The organism is Nonomuraea sp. NPDC049141 (genome assembly GCF_040648415.1).
In the GTDB taxonomy this organism is placed as follows: Bacteria; Actinomycetota; Actinomycetes; order Streptosporangiales; family Streptosporangiaceae; genus Nonomuraea.
In genome coordinates this window covers 1-17,202 of record NZ_JBEZDR010000035.1, presented here as the reverse complement: position 1 = coordinate 17,202, position 17,202 = coordinate 1, and the positions used below count along the sequence as shown (strand labels likewise).

Genomic DNA, 17,202 nt, shown 5'->3' with positions numbered 1-17,202 from the left:
ATTCTGTCTCGCGGATTAAAGCCATCCTTGAGCCGTAAGCTCTAGCTCGGTCTCAGCCTGAGTTTGTCCGAGGATTTCAGCCACAACTCGTACACTAATCCATCCTCTGGAAAATGCTTCAAGGGCTCGATGCATCAGCAGACTTGATCCCGACTCGTCGCACTGTCCTTCGAGCAAGTCGTTCCACTGATCGCGGATCCCGGCTGACTGCATAAGCTCAGACAGCTGGATATCCTTAGCTCCCTGTAGGTCAGCTTGTGTTGCAAGACCATCATCCACTAGAGCGCGAAGTAGAGTCTTTCTACTAACTCCCCAACGCAGCATAAGACGTGCCGTGACCAACGCCCAGTCCGTACCAGCGCCACGCAACGCCTTCACATCTTGACGGAGCCCATCGGCTGGTAGTAGCAGGTGTCTGGCAAAACGCTCAGCCCGTAGCTCTGGAAGTACGTCCGGAAGATCTACTCTATCTACAATGACCTGATCTTTGTCATCATATAATGCGTGACACAACTCGTGGGCGATTGTGTATCGCTGCATAGTCCAAGGTCCGCGTGTTGACACGACAATTATACGAGATGGCCTACCTTCGCGTTCGTCTCGAATATTCAAACCGTGAATATGTTGCGGCAATTGACGAAACACAATAGGGAATCCCAGGCTCTCAACTAGCCCCAAAAGATCCGGAATAGGGGCGTAGTCCAGGCTTAGTGCATCGCGAACGCGCTCGGCGCTCCTTCTTCCCGCTTGCACGAAATACCTGTCTGTGCTCATAGGTACTTCGTGTAGAAGATTGCTTATCTCTCCTAGCCATGAATCCAAAACGGCTTGGTGCTGCAGGAGGATATCGGCATATTCGAGAGCCTCCACAGGGACATCCGATATTTCGGCAGAACCTATTCGTAGCGATACGCCCAAGTGTCGATCGATGGGCATCTGGCCGGTTAGTGTCGTAGCTGGCACGTTCAATAGGTCCGCGACTACAACGAGATCGGTAGGAGAGAGGGCGTAGCGATCTTCTAGAACATCGACGACCGTAACGCCATCAGGGAGGTCTACAATATCTGATAGCTCTCCCTCTGCGACATTTGAGCGCTTGATCAGCAGAGCGATCCGTGCGCCAGGAGTGGTCGGTAGTGTCTGCTCGGGCACGTTGTCCTCTCCTCGCAATCAACTGCGCCGTGTCGGCCCTTCGACTGCCGACTCAATTCTGTCGCCTGATCACTCTCTCAGTAGGCCCTTTGCTGAGGTCGCATTGAAGACCGCCAGTTGTCGTTGATCTTGAGAGCCTAGTGCGCGGTTCGCGATCTACGTGTTAGCTCTGCCCGAAAAGTGCCACTATCAGACATTTTAGCAGCTAGACGCCATGGTGGCGGTGTCCATCCGGTAACATTTTCGAACGTATGATCTATATTGGATCATGGCTGCTAGTCCCTCGATGCCACATGCGGGATAACTTCCCCCTCATGGTGAGTTCGTCTCCGTTTCGACCGTGTTGCTCGTCTCAACATGGATTGAGCCGATGGAGGTGCTAACGCCAGCATGCCTTACAGTCCTGTGCCCGGTAGAGGTCGCCGAGCCCTACTTTGGTGACGTTGGACCAGGAGATGTGTCCTTGATGGTCATCCCAACGGGCGCGTGGCTCTGCGGCGGAAACCTTTGGGGAGATCATCGAAGGTCGGTCTGGAGGTACTCTCTGCTGCTCATATCGGGCAGAACCTCGCTGCCAACGAAGGATCAGGTATGTGTTCTGCCGCGGCCGTGACGATCGCTGACTTCGGTACCCCCTCTGGCTGGCTGGGGCGATCGACGCCGAGTCCCTCCTTCGTCGGGACTCGGCACCGGGTGACCATGGTTGAGGTGACAGCAGCGCTGCCGGCAACGTCTGCACACACCAGCCCATCCGAGCTGCCATCCACGCGTGCCCAGTAAGGGTCCTGGCTCTTGGTATTTGCACAGGGTTGTGCCCGCCCTCTCTGCCAGACTCTCGTGAGACCTTGGGACGAAGTAGTCTTCTGTGACTCAAGTAGGGCGAGAAAAGGATCTTTCAGACAGCGACTTTGCCCGTGGCCGACCTTCGTGGGGATCTCGCCGATGATGGCGAGGTGGACAAGGGTGACAGACCTCGATCGGATCGGCCGAAGCAGCGCTCGTTCACGCCGGAGTACAAGCTGGCGATGCCGTTGTGTTCCCTGCCCATCGTGTAGGCGATCTCTTTGCTCCGAAGGCAAAAAACCAGCTGGCGCCCTGACACCAACCTATCCAGGTGGTTGTGGCGGAGTCTCCTGCCAGGTGCTCGTTGCGGCCCACCGCGAAGAACCGCGACAGTGAGCCGCTGCCATTGCCTCCCATACGGGCCAGGTTTCGAATACGATGCCAACGGTGGTCGCCCTAAGCACTTACCTTAAAGGCCTGCAGGCCATCTACTCGACCGGCGAGGCCGTCGAGGAGACCTCCTACTATGGGCAACTCGAAAGACTGCTCAATGAGGTCGGCAAGGCCCTCTCACCAGCAATTACCTGCGTGCTGACCACCAAGAACCGCGGCGCTGGAGTGCCTGACGGTGGCCTGTTCATCACTCGCCCGGCAGTTGCAGAGGCCGGTGATTCCGTGCTCCTTGCGCGAGCACCCGAGCGCGGTGTCATGGAGGTCAAGGGACTGGCACAGGACGTTACTCGAGTTGCGCACTCCACCCAGGTCAGGCGTTACCTAGAACGCTACGGCAAAGTCCTGGTCTGCACCTACCGCGACTTCCTCGTCCTTCGCTTGGACTCCAATGGCCAGGCTCAGACCGGGGAACGTTTCACCCTTGCGCCTGACGAGGACTCCTTCTGGGCGCTCAACCCCCAAGACGCCGAGAACACGCGCGGCGTCGACTTCGTCGATTATCTCAAGCGCGCGTTGCAGGGCGACGCGCCGCTGAGTGCCCCTGCCGACCTCGCATGGTTCTTGGCCGCCTATGCCCGCACCGGTCTAAAACGCGTCGAGGACGCCGGCGACGTACAGGCCCTCGCGACCCTGCGCAGCGCGCTGGAGGAATCTCTAGGCCTGCGCTTTGAGGGCAAGGAGGGCGACCACTTCTTCCGCTCGGCGCTCGTGCAGACGCTGTTCTACGGTGTCTTCGCTGCATGGGTCTTCTGGTCCGAACAGCAGCCGGAGCAGACGACCAAGCGCTTCACCTGGCGCCAAGCCCAGTGGACGCTACCGGTGCCGATGGTTCGCGTGCTCTTCCAACAACTGGCCACGCCCGCGAACCTGCCGGTCGGACTAGACGACGTGCTCGACTGGACCGACGACGTCCTCGCACGCGTGGACCGCAAGCTGTTCTTCCAGCGCTTCGAAGCTGCCGAGGCCGTGCAGTACTTCTACGAACCGTTCCTACAGGCCTACGATCCCGAGCTCCGCCGCGAACTCGGCGTCTGGTACACACCTCCGGAGGTCGTGCGCTACATGGTCGACGGCGTCGACCGGGCGCTGCGCGCACGGCTCGGGCTACCGCTCGGTCTCGCCGACCCGAGGGTCCACGTGCTCGACCCGTGTACAGGCACCGGGTCCTATCTGACCGCCGTCCTCGACAAGATCGTCACCACGCTCAGGAAACAGAGCGATGACGGGCTCGTCGCGGCAGAGGCCAAGCAAGCGGTCCTGTCGCGCATCCACGGCTTTGAGTTACTGCCCGCACCGTTCGTGATCGCGCATCTGCAGCTTGGACTCGCTTTGCAGCGCCTAGGTGTGCCGCTGGACGCAAGCACTGGAGAGCGTGCGGGTGTGTACCTGACGAACGCCCTGACCGGTTGGGTCGAAGTTGGTGAGCATCCGCAGCTGCCGTTCCCGGAGTTCGTGGCCGAGCGGGACGCTGCCGAAGCCGTCAAGCGCGACCAGCCGATCCTTGTCATGCTCGGAAACCCTCCTTACAACGGCTTCGCGGGCGTGTCCGGGAGAGCAGAGCGCGGCCTCGTCGAACCGTACAAGGTCGGGCTAACCCAGAAGTGGGACGTCACCAAGAACAAGCTGGACGATCTTTACATCCGCTTCTTCCGCGTAGCCGAGCGCCGCATCGCCGAGCAGACCGGCAAGGGCATCATCTGCTTCGTCACCAACTCCTCTTGGCTCGGCGATCCTTCCTCGGTCGTCATGCGCGAGCGGCTGCTTGGCGAGTTCGACGGCATCACGGTCGACCACCTCAACGGCGACAGCCGCGAGACTGGTAAGAAGACCCCGGACGGCGATCCGGACCCTTCCATCTTCTCCACGCGGCTCAACCCCCCTGGGATTACACGCGGCGTGGCTATCAGCACGCTTGTCCGCGTGGCCGACCATACCGATGAGCCGGCAACGGTCCGCTATCGCGACTTCTGGGGACAGGACAAGCGTGAGCAACTCGCCGCCGCCACTGCCGATCCGGATGTCGGACCTACCTACGAGGTCCTTGCGCCGGAGCAGGCCAACTGGTTCCGTCTGCTGCGCTGGCGCACCGGCGAAGGTTACGCGAACTGGCCAGCCATCAACGAGTTGTGTGCCGAGGACCCGATGCTCGGCTTGAACGAAAACCGCCAGTTCGCCCTGGTCGACGGTGACCGCGACGCCTTGATCGCCCGTATCCGCACCTACCTAGACCCCGACGTCCCAATGGCACAGGTCGACGCCCGGCTTAGCAGGACCTTCGCGAGTTTCGACCCCGAGAAGGTCCGAACGCGCCTGCTAGCCAAGCGCCCCTTCGACGAGCAACGCATCCAGCGCTTCCAGTTCCGTCCGCTCGACATGCGCTACGCCTACGTCGAGACCGAAACGCAGTTGTGGAACCGCTCGCGACCACTGCTAGTCGCCGCCGCCGCGGCTGCCTCCGGCTTCCTACTAGTCCGCCGGCGCGCCCCCCGAGCGCTCGATGGCGCGACCTTCCACTTCTCCGACTGCCTCGTAGACCAGAAGGTCCTGTTCACCGACGCTTACGCCATACCGTTCTGGCTCTCGGCCGGCGTAGGCGCAACCGACAACGGTGTCGCCTCGCTGTTTGACCTCGATCCCGAGCAGCCAGCTGAAACGTGGAGACCAAATCTCTCCGATCATGCATTGGCCTACCTGCAGCAGCTCGGCATCGACGACGCAAAGTCCAACAAGGACAGCGCGACGCTCATTTGGCTCCACGCGCTGGCTATCGGGTTTTCGCCCCTTTACGTCGAGCAGAACGGCGAGGCCGTGCGTTCCAACTGGCCCCGCATCCCCTTGCCCGACTCCGAGCAAGCGCTGCACGAGTCGGCAGCCTTCGGCAGGCAGATAGCCGCTCTGCTTAACCTCGATGTACCCCTGAGCGACGTCGCTACAACTCCCTTTGAATCGTACGCGCGGACAGTCGCCGTCATTGAGCGGACCGATAGCAAGCAACTGGACCCAGGCAAGGGAGACCTGGCTGTCAGGGCTGGCTGGGGCATCGTTCAGCCGCGCGCGATCATGCCGGGCGCTGGCAAGTACGACGTGCACGAACGGGCCGCCGCCGATGGCGAGAGGCTCACCAACGAAGAGCGGGACGTCCTCGGCGAGCAGACTCTCGACATCTATCTAAACGATAGCGCGCGCTGGCGCGGGGTCCCGGCAGCGGCCTGGGACTTCAAGATCGGCGGCTTCCAGGTGCTGCGTAAGTGGCTGAGCTATCGCGAGAAGCGCGTCCTCGGCCGCGACCTCACCACCGCCGAAGCCCGCGAGTTCACCAACATCGCGCGTCGGCTCACAGCGCTCGTGCTGCTCGGGCCCAAACTCGACACAAACTACCTTGGGGCTCTGAACCGCCCCGGGTTTCGTAGGGACCACAACGGTTGATTCCCATGGACTCCATCAGCGCGCGTTGTCTATCGTCACCGAAGGATCCACCGCATCCGCAGCGTCAACCAGGTGACCGGGTGGCGCTACATGCCGAACGCCCACGGAAACCGTCATGCGCATGCCGGTCTGCAATCCCGTCGGGGCCGGTGGTCATCTCGCAGTAGGTCAGCGCCGGGACCAGCTCCGGACTGGTTGTAAGAAGGACTTCTTGCGCCAACGACGAACAGCCAGTGCTACCACCTCGGGCGAGGTGGATTCTTATTCCAGTGAGTCTTTGGTACTGCTCCCCTCACCGTGCCACGCGCGGCGAGCAGGGAACGTTCAAGAGTCTCGTTGACCGCGCAGGAGTGGTGGGCGACCAGGCGGCAGAGCGTGTCGTCGGCCTGGTGGTCTAGCTGCACGCGAGTGACCGCCAGGTGTTATGCGATCAGTTCGCCCGGCGTGACTACCAGCACCGCACGCGCCTCGCCTCGCTCGACGTCTCCCGGCAGAGGCAGTGGCTCTCCATCTCCACCCATCTGCCGTACGGCTGCTCGACCTTCATCCATGAGGCATGTCTGGCCGATCCTGCCCGCTGCCGACGCCGCGTCGCGCAACTGTTCGCTGACCATTACCGGCACGGCTGCGTCCATCGGAGATGGTGTGCGAGTTTGGCCTTGACACAGGCATGGCGTGGTGAAATGAAGATGGCCATCGCGTGACCCGGGCCTCTGCGCTCCGAGTGTCTTGCCACCGATCAGGTCGGCGGCTGTCGGCTAGAGCATGGGACATGCATGGGATGATCTTGCAAGGAGGGCATACTTGAGATGGCGTCCCCGCACGTCAGACCATGTTCGCTGCTCGTTGAGCAGCCGCTCTCCTAAAGCGGGTGCCGCAGGTTCGAATCCTGCCGGGGGCACCACTATTGATCAGCGGTAGAGCGCCCTTGACCAGCAGGAACGCCAGTCAAGGGCTTCTTGATGTGTCCGGGGCTGTACGGCTGTAGCTGATCGTTAGCGGGTGATCGTGCCAAATACGTGCGCACAGTCCGGGCAGGGCCGCGGGCATCCACCACACGCTCGCTTAGCGCCCTTCACTCACCGGCCCTCGATGACCGACAACAGCCGGCGCCTTCGCGTCCCACCGGCATGCCCTACCTTCGAAAGCGAGCGCCTCATGACCATGTCCACAATGTCCGATTCCGCGAAAGTGCTCGAAAATGGCTCCTGCGGTCGCTAACTACGCAGGTCGTGGAGTGTGCTCCCCGCGCACGCGGGGATGATCCCTTCGCCAGCGCCGCCTCAAGCGCCTTGGCGTCGTGCTCCCCGCGCACGCGGGGTGATCCCATACGAGGGGTTGTAAGGCATCGCACGACCCGACGCTGAAGGCACCCTCCCGGGTAGGAAGGGTGCCTCCAACGCCGGGCCCATCGTTACTCCAGGGTGATTTTGCTGGTGACTAGCAGCAGCGTTTGTTGGTCAGTTCGGACAGCACTCGGGGGCTGATCGGGCTCGGGATGTCGGTGAGAAGTAGCAGCACCTGATTCCCGGATCGGCGAGGCAGCCGGTGTCGAAGACGTCAGCTGTGGCGGGCCATCTTGAGCCGAGATCAGTAAGACGATGGCCAAGATGGGGATGAGTACCAAGTCCGGGATGACGCCGAGCAGCAAGCCGCCGAGCAGAGCGCCGGTGATGGAGCCGGCGACCATGACGGCGACGAAGCGCAGGTTGGCGCCCAGGACGGCGAAGCTGCCATCGCGGCTGTAGCGGGCGAAGGCGACCAGCATGGTGGGCAGCGAAACCAGGAGCGAGAGGCTTCCGGCGGCTTTGATGTCGACGGAGTAGAGGAGCACGATCGTGGGGATCAGCAGCTCGCCGCTGGCCACTCCCATGATGGCCGCCACCACGCCGATGCCGAACCCAGCCGCAACCCCAGCGATGGCCCTCGCTGGGCCGGGCAGGGACAGGGTGCCTAGGGCGGTGGTGTGGGTGAGGACCAGGGCGGCGGCCATGAGCACCATCAGCGCCGCGAGCATCCTGTAGAGGGTCGCGGTGCGCATCCGGACCGCCCAGGAGGCGCCTGCCCAGGCCTCGAGCAGGCTTCCGGCCAGCAGGTTGGCCGCGACGTTCCAGTGCCCGGCCAGCTCGGCGAAGGAGACAGCTGCCAGGCGTGCGCGGGCAGCGCGGTGACCACCACGATCAGGCTCATCGCCTTGTTCACGATGACCGCCGCCAAGGCGGCGAACCCGAACAGGCTGATCAGCAGCGGGAGCCGGAACTCGGCGCCGCCCAGGCCGATCATGCCACCCAGCACGCCGACCGCCGCGCCGGCGGTGAAGGCTAACGGCAGCGAGGCGTGTCACGCGCGCGGGGACAGCAGCGTCTTCCTGGATCACGCCGATCAGCTAGGTGGGGGGTTGAACCGCGGTGCGGTCGTGGCTGCCAGATGCCTCAGACCAGGAGGCCCAGGGTTTCGGGCGTTTCCTGCACTTTCCGCCGGTCGGCGATGCCGATGCCCCCGGATGCCGCAGGGCCCGCGCGGCGCGCGGCCCTGTCCGGGACCTTGGGGCTATCCGGTCGGAATCGAACGATAAGCCTCCGCAGCGGGTCAGGCCGGGTTCGAAGGCGTGGGTGGATGGGGTGTCCGTTCCTTCTCCGCCTGCCCGACTACTGGAGTCCACCGAGACCGAGGGCGTCCCTTATCTCGCTGAGCTTCGCGGTCGTCGCCGGGGTCCGCTCCTTCGCCTGTCCAGCGAGTCGGAGGGCATCCTCAATCTCGTTGAGTTTTGCGTAGGGTAGGGCGCCCGCCCGCTCGAGCAGGTCGTCCCGGGACACGGTGGTCAGCCACGTGCAAGGGGTAAAGCCCGGACGCGGGAACGCGAACCGCAGCACGCCTTCAAAGGGCAGTCCCTCGATGGCGCCTACTGCCACTTCGACGCCCCAACCGCTGACATCGACGCCCGCCGGAGCCACGACCTGCATCACCCGGATCCCGGACGCGTCGCCTTCCGACAGCAGCACGACCGGCCGCCGCTCGTCAAACTCGACCCACCAGACTTCGCCACGTTGCACATGTCCTCCTGTGGAGACGGGTGCGGCCGCCGTCGATCATCGGTGTGAAGACAAACGACCACGGGGTGGCCGCAAGGCCACAGGGCCACAGCATAGACCTGCCCGTTGGCGGGAGGCGTTCGAGGCGGCCATGGAACCGGATCGCTGGCCGGTTCGCGCGGATCGAACTCTTCTCCGGGCCAAGCGCTTGGTGCTGGGTCTGCTGTCGGATCTGGCGCGTAAGAACTGCTGGACGATCGCAGGGTGGGCCGGGCCACCCCGCACGGCAACCCGTTCCTCCCAGCAGCTGGCCAGGGCGTTGTCGAGGAAGGGCAGGAAAGAAGGGTTAGCCGGCGGCCTTGCTCGCCACGGCGGCGGCTTCGGCCTGGGCGCGAGTGGTCTGGGTGAGCCGGTAGGAGTCGGTGCCGGTCTCGATGATGTTGCCGCCGTAGGTGAGCCGGTCCACGATGGCCGCGCAGAGCCGCGGCTCGGTGAATGTCTTGGTCCATCCCGAAAACGACTCGTTTGAGGCTATTGCGACACTGCTGGTCTCCTCCCTTTCGGTCAAAACCTGGAACAGCAGTTCGGCTCCGCGACGATCAAGTTCCATGTAGCCCAGCTCATCCAGGCAGAGTAAATCGACGCGGCCGTAGCGGGCGATGGCCTTGGTCAGCACCTTCTCATCGGCGGCCTCGACCAGCTCGTTGACCAGCTTGGCGGCCAGGATGTACTTGACCTTGAACCCGGCCATCGCGGCCTCGGTGCCCAGCGCGATGAGCAGGTGCGACTTGCCCGTCCCTGAGTCGCCGATCAGACACAGCGGCAGATGCTTGCGCACCCAGTCGCAGCCGGCCAGCGTGTGGATGACGGCCGGGTCGACGTGGGGGTTGGCGTCGAAGTCGAACTCGCGCAGCGATTTTTGCCGGGGGAAGTTCGCCATCTTGATCCGCCGGTCGGAGGCCTTGCGGGCGCGGTAGTCGCATTCGGCCATCAGCAGCTCGGCCAGGAAACCCAGGTAGCTCATCTGCTCGCGGGCGGCCTGGGCGGCCAGGTCGGTGAACTGGCCGCGCATGGTCGGCAGCCGCAGCTTCTGACACGCCTGGTAGATGGCGGCCTCGGCGGCTTCCTCGGTCAGCCCGCGGCGGTGAAAGGTGGTCATGATGTTTCTCCCGTTTCTCCCTCGGGTGCGGGCCGGCCGCCGGGACGGCGGCGCAGCAACTGGTCATAGACGGCCACCGATGGCAGCGGCCGGGTGTCAGGCGGCAGCTGGGCCAGCCGCCGGGTGGTCAGCGACACCACCGCCGGTTCATCCAGCCAGGCCAGCCGTTCCGGCCGGGGCGGGGTCGGGCCCGGAACGGGATCGTCGTCGGCCTGAACGGCCTTACGCGCCTCCAGCGCGACGGCATCGGCGGTCAGCGCGCCCACCGTCAGCGCGGCCGCGATCCCGGCCACCACGTGGCGATGCTGCATGTGCCGGTGCAGCAGCAGCACCTCGATCAGCGCCCGGGTGCCGGCTGCGTCCCCGTGCTTGCGACGCGCGGCCGCCCACCACGCCTCGTGCGCGGCGGTGAACGTGCCCGCGGCTCGGGCCTGTTCCAGCGCGGTCGCGCCGGGCAGCGCGCCCGGCTTGTGCGCCAGCGCCTCCAGGTAGTGGTCCAGCTCCAGCCGGGCTCCGCCCTTGGCGATCAGCCGCTCGTGCCGGGCCACCTCCGCTCCTTTGTGGTAGACGACCAGGTGGGAGGCGAACAGCATGACCCGCACCTCGTGCCCGGCCAGCCGGATCGGCACCGAATAGCGGTTGGTGCGCACGCTGATCTGCCCGTGCATGTTGACGCGCGGGGTCAGCAGCCGGCCGATCTCGAACGGCTCGACCGGCAACGGCGCCAGCAGCCTCTGCTCATGAGCGAAGCGCTCGCCGATGGTCTGCGGGCGCATCCGGATCCGGCGCTGCTCATCCTTGACGTCCCAGCGGTCGATCAGCGCGTTGAGCTCATTCATCGAGCTCACTTCAGGGACGGGCACCATGTGATTGCGGCGGAACCAGCCGATCTGCCCCTCCACCCCGCCCTTCTCGTGCGCGCCGATCAGTCCCGGGCGGCAGTAGAAGGCGTCGATACCGGCCCAGCTTCTGAAGGCGACCCATCGCTCCGACTCCACCCGGGCCCGGGAAAAGCCCAGCACCTTGGCCACCGCAGGCTTGAGGTTGTCGTAGCGCACCTTGCCCGTGGGCAGCCCGCCCAGCACGGTCATCGCGTGCACGTGCCCCTCGAAGAACGCCTCTTGGGAGCAGGTGAGGAACATCCGGTGCACGGCCTTGCCCGACCAGGACAGCCGGAAGGCGAACAGGTAGCACCGGGTCAGCTCGCCCGCCAGGCGGATCCACACGTCCCCGAAGTCCACCTCGGCCTCGACGCCGGGCTGGTGGCTTTGTTCGATGAAGACCTCTGCCGGCGCCCGGCCCGCCTCTAATCGGATCTGCGGACGGCGTTTGGCGACGTAGGCGCGGACCATCCCGTACGACATCCCGCTCGCCTCATGCTCCTCCACCAGCCGATCGAAGATGCGCCTGGCCGTGTGCCGCTGTTTGGGCGGTGCGTCCAGATCCGCCCGCAGCATCTGATCGATCAGCGGCTTGAACGGGTCCAGCCGGGACGGCCGGGGCGGCAGCGGCTTGCGCGGCTCGGGCCACACCGAGGCTAGCGCCTTCTCCACGGTGCGAAAGCCCACGTTGTGCTTGCTCTGGATGGCCCGGATGGACAGCCCCGCTCGAGAATCGCGGCGGATCGCCGCGTACAACTCGACCTTAGATTGCACCGGCGCACCTCATCCCGCGCAGCACACCAATGCTCTCACCGCAAGCTGTCGAGCGCTATCAATTCTCAACGACATCGTCTTTCCGTGGAAACGATCGCTGTCGCAGGAGACCGGCAAACGCTGTCGCTTGTCACCGACAGAACCACACCTCAGTAGGCCCGATTGCCAGGCCGCCACCAACTCCTGCCGCCGAGCGGATGGCAGCGTGGCCGACAGCATCACCACTGACGTCCCCAGCCGCCCAAGCCAAGCGAGCAGCCGGTCTAGCAGCGTCGACATGTAGGTGTCGTACGCGTGGACCTCGTCAATGACGACAACCTTGTTGGTCAACGCGACCAACCGTACGAAGACATGGCCAGACCGGATGACAGCCTTCAGAGCTTGATCGATCGTTCCAACACCAACCGGGACGAGCAAGCTCTTCTTGCGCGTGAACCACTCCTTCGCCTGGACATCAGAGTCCTCCTGATCGTCTCGACCCACATCAACGGGATCAGCTGCCCGCTCACTCAGGTGATCGAGGGCGCCGGAGTGGATCAGTCGAACGCTCACCGTCCGGTCCTGTCCAAGGCGCTTTAACAGCTCCTCCAGTTCAGCCAGCATCTGATTGCTCGTCGCCTGGGTCGGATTGGCGACGTACGCCCCCAGGAGGCCAAGGCGACGCATCAAGGCCGCGGCCGCCTGGATCCCTGCCTTGGACTTACCTTCTCCTGTGGGAGCTTCCACGATCACTAATGTCGGTTGGTCCCGGTCCGCTGTTACACGCTCGACGACAACCTGCACGGGCCGCGGCTTCTCGTCGGGGAACAGCTCGATAAACGAGGTAGGCGGCTGCCAGGGGCGCAGCTCAAGCCTCTCCACAGCCGCCGATGCGTGTTCGTCTGCTCTCTTCTTGTAGACGGCAAGATCGAACACATCGGCATAGGGAAAGTTTTCGGTGTCAGACGCAACCCAGTCGCTGATCGTCGTCAGAGCGGCAAGAGCGACCGCGGCGGCGCTGCTCACGCACACGTCCTGCCAAGGCATCTCGCCGGGGTCCTGGAGGCCACGCACCGCGATGACCTCACTGACGAAGCTATCGCGCCATCCTTCCCAGGTCGGACCACCGTGGTTGTGGACCTCTCGCCTCGCCTGCTGCAGTGCTGTCCCATCAGGGAAGTAGCCGTGATGCCCACCAAGCGCAGCAGCGACAAGTTCCGCTGTGGCCGGCGACGCACCCCAGCGACGGAGAAGATCTCTCATGTGCATGGCCGTCACCAGCCCATGCGGTGTGTCGATGCGCCGCCCGAGCCCCGGCCTCTTTGCCACTTGCCTCAGAGCAGCAGCCGCTGACTCATCGAACCTTGCCAAGGCGAGCTCAACCTGGAGCCCCTGAAACGTCGGGCTATGTTTCCCTAGATCGTGCAGCCCACAGAGGGTAGCGATCCACGGGTCAACCTCGCCCAGCGGCTCGAATGCGGCACGCAACTCGTCTCGGCACTGTGGCCCGGCCAGGACTCCTATAAGGCGCTGGGCAACCGCGGCCGTATCGAGGGTGTGGCAGATGAGAGGGTGAACCTTGTCCTTTCCCGCCTTGCCCCAGGCAGGCCAAATAGCCGGGTCAACGTTCACGGGCGGCCCGATCAAGCACACGAAGAGCTCCGACGAAGAGCACCCCGGCAGCTACTCCCTTCGGCTGCCGACGACAGCCAGGGCAGCCCAGCCCTGGCACTGCCGTGAGCCGTACGCCACCACCGCGACAGCCACCCGCCTGGCTCTCGATCATGCTTGGTCCAGACCCTGCAAGCCGCAGCCGACAACCCCTCAACGAATCGGTCACGAGTGTCCCCCCACCGAGCATGGGGTTATTAAAGGGCATCATCGCTATGCAGAACCCGCAAATGCGCTTATTGAGGAGCGGTTCGTGTCGCCTGTCGGCAAAGGCGCCTCACGAGGCACGTTGCCGGCGGAAGACCGATGAGGCAGCCTGGGACGATCAGAAGGCCTGCTTGATAACGCAAAATGCGCAACATATTAACTTTCGTTAAGTGTCTCAATTACGAGCCTCACGGCGGGTCAAGCGGAGCGCTCCAACGCGCGCGGGGATGGCCCCTACAAGGGGTTGACTAGGCATCGCACGACCCGACGATGAAGACACTCTCCCAGGTAAGAAGAGGTGCGGCTCCTTCTCAGGGACTGGGTGAGCTGGAGTATTGCGGGTGATGGCGCTCTGCCAAAATCGCCGAGCGCCATCACCATCAGCGAACGCCAGTCTCGCGATCATGCTGTGACCCCGGCGATCGCACCAGAGGATGAAAAGGGTTGCGCGCCTGCCCCGAAAAGGTCGAGGACGAGCCTTGCGCGTGGTGCACGTGACAGGGCTCGTCCTCAAGTGCGTTTGCTGTTTACCTCCTCTTGGCGGTGCCGGTAAGGATCACTGGCAACCGGTGTAGTTGAGGTAGCCGGGGTACATCATGGCGAGCTGGCCGTCGGCAAGGTAGACCTTGCGCCAGCCGTTGCTGGTGTTGATGTTCATGATGTTGCTATTGGGGCCCTTGACGGTGTCACCTGCCTTCTTGTCCTTGATGAAACGACCGTCGAGGGTCCAGACGGCCGCAGGGGTGGAGTTGACCAGGTAGATGTTGACGGTGCAGCCCGAAGCCTGCGCCGTGCTGCTGCCCGCGACGATCGCGGTGGCCGCCATGGCGGCCACCACTGCGCCTGCGTAGCTCATCTTCATGTAGCGTCGCATGATTCTCCTGGGAAGATGTACTACTGTTCTCCAAGAAGGCGGGATCGCCTCCTTAAATGACGCTAGCGCAGTGACGCCACTGAGGTCAACTCTGCTATTTAAGAGAACGGAACGGTCATGGTGGATTTGGGACGGCGCTTCTACGGCATCGCGGAGATCGCGCAGGCGATAGGCGTGGAAAGGCAGCTGGTGACGGTGTGGAGGCGGCGCTCCAGCCATGACATGCCCCCGCCGGACGATGAGCTGACCTCGGGACCGCTGTGGACCGCCGCCACGATCGAACCGTGGATCATCGCTACCCGGGCCCGGCTGTCCAATACCGGGAACCCGGCCGGAGAACCCGTCGCCGTACTCACCCGCCGATACGCACGACGGTTGTTCCGGCTGCTCGCCCTCCTCCTAGAGGAACCGCAGAACAACGAGGCGGTGCTGAGCACTCTGTCCGGCCTCGGCCAACTACACCCCGCCATGGCCGAGGCGGCGAAGGCATCCGGCCTGGACAGCAGCTCCCGGCGCGACCTCGCCGACCTCGCCGCTCTCGCCCAGGCGGCGGCGGGCGTCGCCGACGGTGCGGCACCGGAAGCCGACCTCAGCGGCCTCCTCGACCGGTGCCTCCCCGCCGCGCCCGCCGCCGCGCGGCTGCTGTCCCGCGCCACGACGGAGTAGCCGTCCTCGCGGCCACGCGACCCGGTGATTCCGATCGCCCTGCCTTCAGGCCGCTGCTACGTTCTGCACTATCCTGACTTTCACGACTTGTGGCCTCGGGGAGCGCAATGGTGCGTCCGACATTCGAGCCGGGTTCCGAGTTTGCCGGGCATGTCCTGGTACGGCAGATCGGCGAGGGCGGGATGGGGACGGTCTACGAGGCGTACGACACTTCGCTCCAGCGCCCGGTCGCGTTGAAGGTCATGGCCGCCCACCTCGCGGAGGACCCCGCATGGCGGGGCCGGTTCAGCGAGGAGGCCCAGTACCTGGCCAGCGTCAGGCATCCGCACCTGCTGCCGATCTACAAGCACGGAGAACAGGACGGCGTCCTCTACTTCACCATGCAGTTCGCCAGGCACGGCATCCTTCGTGACCTCGTAAGGCTTAATGCCCCCCTCATCCCAGGCCATGTGTTCCACGTCATGGGCCGGCTCGCCTCGGCCCTGGAGGAACTGCACCGCAACGACATCGTGCACCGGGACTTCACACCCGAGAACGTCTTCCTCGACGGAGGTATCCCGGGGGAGGAGAACGTCCTGCTCGGCGACTTCGGCCTGGCCTGGCGAACCTCCGAGCCCACGGCTCCGCTGGCGGGCGGCGCATCGGACTACAGGGCGCCCGAGCAGGTCGCCGACGGACCGGTCACCCCACAGGCCGACGTCTACTCCTTCGCGGTCGTGCTGTACGAACTACTCGCCGGCACCGTTCCAGCCGTCGGAGACCGGGGTTTGCTCACGGAGATCCCCAAGAAATATGCCGGGCTGCGTTCCGTGTTCTCGCGGGCGTTCTCGCTGTCGCCCGAGGACCGGTATTCGTCGCCGGGAACCCTGCTCGACGAGGCCAGGGCCGTTCTCGCCCAGTCACAGCGCCGGATGGGTCCGGCCCGTTCGGTTGGCTCGCCCAATTCCAGTCTTGGGGCGGGCCGCCCGCCCTTCGCCATATCAGACACTGCTCTTCCGCAGGCTCAGAGCCCCATTCACCGGCCTGCCGACGCCGTTGCGCCACATGGTCCGCAGCCGTACCTCCCAACGACGGCGTCGGACGCCGTCCCGATTCCAGGAGCGCAAGCCGAAGAGAACAGCGTGGCCACCGGAGAGGCGCCGACCGCGCCTTCGCGGCCCGGCCGCAGGACCGTCCTGGTCGTCCTGGGGAGCGGCGCGTTGGTCACCGCGGGTGTGCTCTGGGCGGGCAGGGACCGTCCCGCCGGTCCGGAACGACCTTGGCACCCGGTCACGTCCGAACCGCCGACACCCGGCGCGGGCACACGGGAAATCCGGATCCGCCCCGCGGACTTCGACCAGCGGTCGAGGTTCTCCAAATACGGCCCCGTGTATGAAGACGATCCGAGCATCGTGCGGCAGAACGTCCTCAACGCGCACGTCTACGGGCAGGTGACCGGGCGGTTCGTGTACACCTTCACCTTCAACGGCCCCAGCACGGGCGAGGCCAAGCTGCGCGCCTACCTGTCCGCCGATGCCCTGCAGTACCAGAGCACTCCCGGCACCTTCAGCGATGTCGAGGTGCTTGTCAACGGACATCCAGTCGACATGCTCCGCGTTGTGTCCGATCAGGGACACGGCGAGTCCTGCACAGTCCCGTTCGACGGCGGTCTGCTGCGCCTAGGCGGGAACACCCTGGTGTTCCGGGTCCGGGAGGACGCGAAGTACGCCCATGGGCTCTGCATCTACGGTGAGTCGCTGGCTTCCGGAACCTCGGACAAGTGGATCGACATCGTCGTCTAGACGGTGATTCCAAGGCCACGGGCGTTCCGCCGATGCCCGTCCGGAGATTAAAGAGCCTTACGCCATGGTCGGGCCACCACTCCAACTCTGAGCTCACATCGCCAGCTCCAGGGCGTCAGCGATTCGCCACTTGGCCGCCGCGAGCCAACCTGAGTGGGTCGAGGCGGGACCATCCCCGCATGCGCGGGGAGCACGCTCTGCGACCTGCTTGGTCGTGTATGCCCTCCAACGGAGCCAAGTTGCCCGTGGGACGCCGATGCTGCAGCCTGAGTGGGCGTTTAGGCATGGCTCGTTGGCATGTGCCCGCTTTGTGGTCGCAGGCTTTTGGGCTCTTCGTCCTATAGGTATAGATTTGCTCATTCCT

At 64.3% G+C, this 17,202-nt stretch carries 11 protein-coding genes; 3 read left to right on the top strand and 8 right to left on the bottom strand.

Annotated elements, in window-relative coordinates; translation table 11 throughout:
• Positions 1–15: 15 nt before the first annotated feature.
• Positions 16–1,152, bottom strand: coding sequence for an ImmA/IrrE family metallo-endopeptidase (locus AB0B91_RS59495; RefSeq protein ID WP_358341114.1), 1,137 nt, complete (start codon positions 1,150–1,152; stop codon positions 16–18).
• Between the two features lie 1,230 nt (positions 1,153–2,382).
• On the opposite strand from AB0B91_RS59495, the gene AB0B91_RS59490 reads away from it, so the two are divergent.
• Positions 2,383–5,814, top strand: coding sequence for a type ISP restriction/modification enzyme (locus tag AB0B91_RS59490; protein ID WP_358341112.1), 3,432 nt, complete (start codon positions 2,383–2,385; stop codon positions 5,812–5,814).
• 1,414 nt (positions 5,815–7,228) lie between these two features.
• On the opposite strand, the gene AB0B91_RS59485 is transcribed toward AB0B91_RS59490, so the two are convergent.
• The 7 genes from AB0B91_RS59485 to AB0B91_RS59455 all read right to left on the bottom strand — a co-directional run bounded on the left by AB0B91_RS59485 (position 7,229) and on the right by AB0B91_RS59455 (position 14,391).
• Positions 7,229–7,894 carry a sulfite exporter TauE/SafE family protein gene (locus AB0B91_RS59485; protein WP_358341234.1) on the bottom strand — a complete coding sequence of 222 codons (666 nt, stop codon included), beginning with the start codon at positions 7,892–7,894 and terminating at the stop codon, positions 7,229–7,231.
• On the bottom strand, positions 7,816–8,097 hold the full coding sequence (locus AB0B91_RS59480) for a hypothetical protein (RefSeq protein ID WP_358341240.1): 282 nt from the start codon (positions 8,095–8,097) through the stop codon (positions 7,816–7,818). The genes AB0B91_RS59485 and AB0B91_RS59480 overlap by 79 nt, the downstream gene beginning before the upstream one ends.
• A gap of 365 nt (positions 8,098–8,462) precedes the next feature.
• Complete coding sequence (locus AB0B91_RS59475) at positions 8,463–8,867, bottom strand: type II toxin-antitoxin system PemK/MazF family toxin (RefSeq protein WP_358341110.1); 405 nt, start codon at positions 8,865–8,867, stop codon at positions 8,463–8,465.
• A 325-nt stretch (positions 8,868–9,192) separates the two neighbouring features.
• The gene (gene istB / locus AB0B91_RS59470) at positions 9,193–10,005 is read right to left on the bottom strand and encodes an IS21-like element helper ATPase IstB (RefSeq protein ID WP_358341108.1); all 813 of its coding nucleotides are present in this window, start codon (positions 10,003–10,005) and stop codon (positions 9,193–9,195) included.
• The gene (gene istA, locus AB0B91_RS59465) at positions 10,002–11,660 is read right to left on the bottom strand and encodes an IS21 family transposase (RefSeq protein WP_358341106.1); all 1,659 of its coding nucleotides are present in this window, start codon (positions 11,658–11,660) and stop codon (positions 10,002–10,004) included. Before istA ends, istB begins: the two co-directional genes overlap by 4 nt.
• A 9-nt stretch (positions 11,661–11,669) precedes the next feature.
• Positions 11,670–13,271 (bottom strand): CRISPR-associated endonuclease Cas3'', encoded by a 1,602-nt coding sequence (locus AB0B91_RS59460; RefSeq protein ID WP_358341104.1) that lies wholly within the window; start codon positions 13,269–13,271, stop codon positions 11,670–11,672.
• 802 nt (positions 13,272–14,073) lie between these two features.
• Positions 14,074–14,391 carry a hypothetical protein gene (locus tag AB0B91_RS59455; RefSeq protein WP_358341102.1) on the bottom strand — a complete coding sequence of 106 codons (318 nt, stop codon included), beginning with the start codon at positions 14,389–14,391 and terminating at the stop codon, positions 14,074–14,076.
• Positions 14,392–14,508: 117 nt separating this feature from the next.
• On the opposite strand from AB0B91_RS59455, the gene AB0B91_RS59450 reads away from it, so the two are divergent.
• Both AB0B91_RS59450 and AB0B91_RS59445 read left to right on the top strand, forming a co-directional pair.
• Positions 14,509–15,057 carry a hypothetical protein gene (locus tag AB0B91_RS59450; protein ID WP_358341100.1) on the top strand — a complete coding sequence of 183 codons (549 nt, stop codon included), beginning with the start codon at positions 14,509–14,511 and terminating at the stop codon, positions 15,055–15,057.
• Positions 15,058–15,164: 107 nt separating this feature from the next.
• Complete coding sequence (locus tag AB0B91_RS59445; RefSeq protein ID WP_358341098.1) at positions 15,165–16,838, top strand: protein kinase; 1,674 nt, start codon at positions 15,165–15,167, stop codon at positions 16,836–16,838.
• Positions 16,839–17,202: the final 364 nt, after the last annotated feature.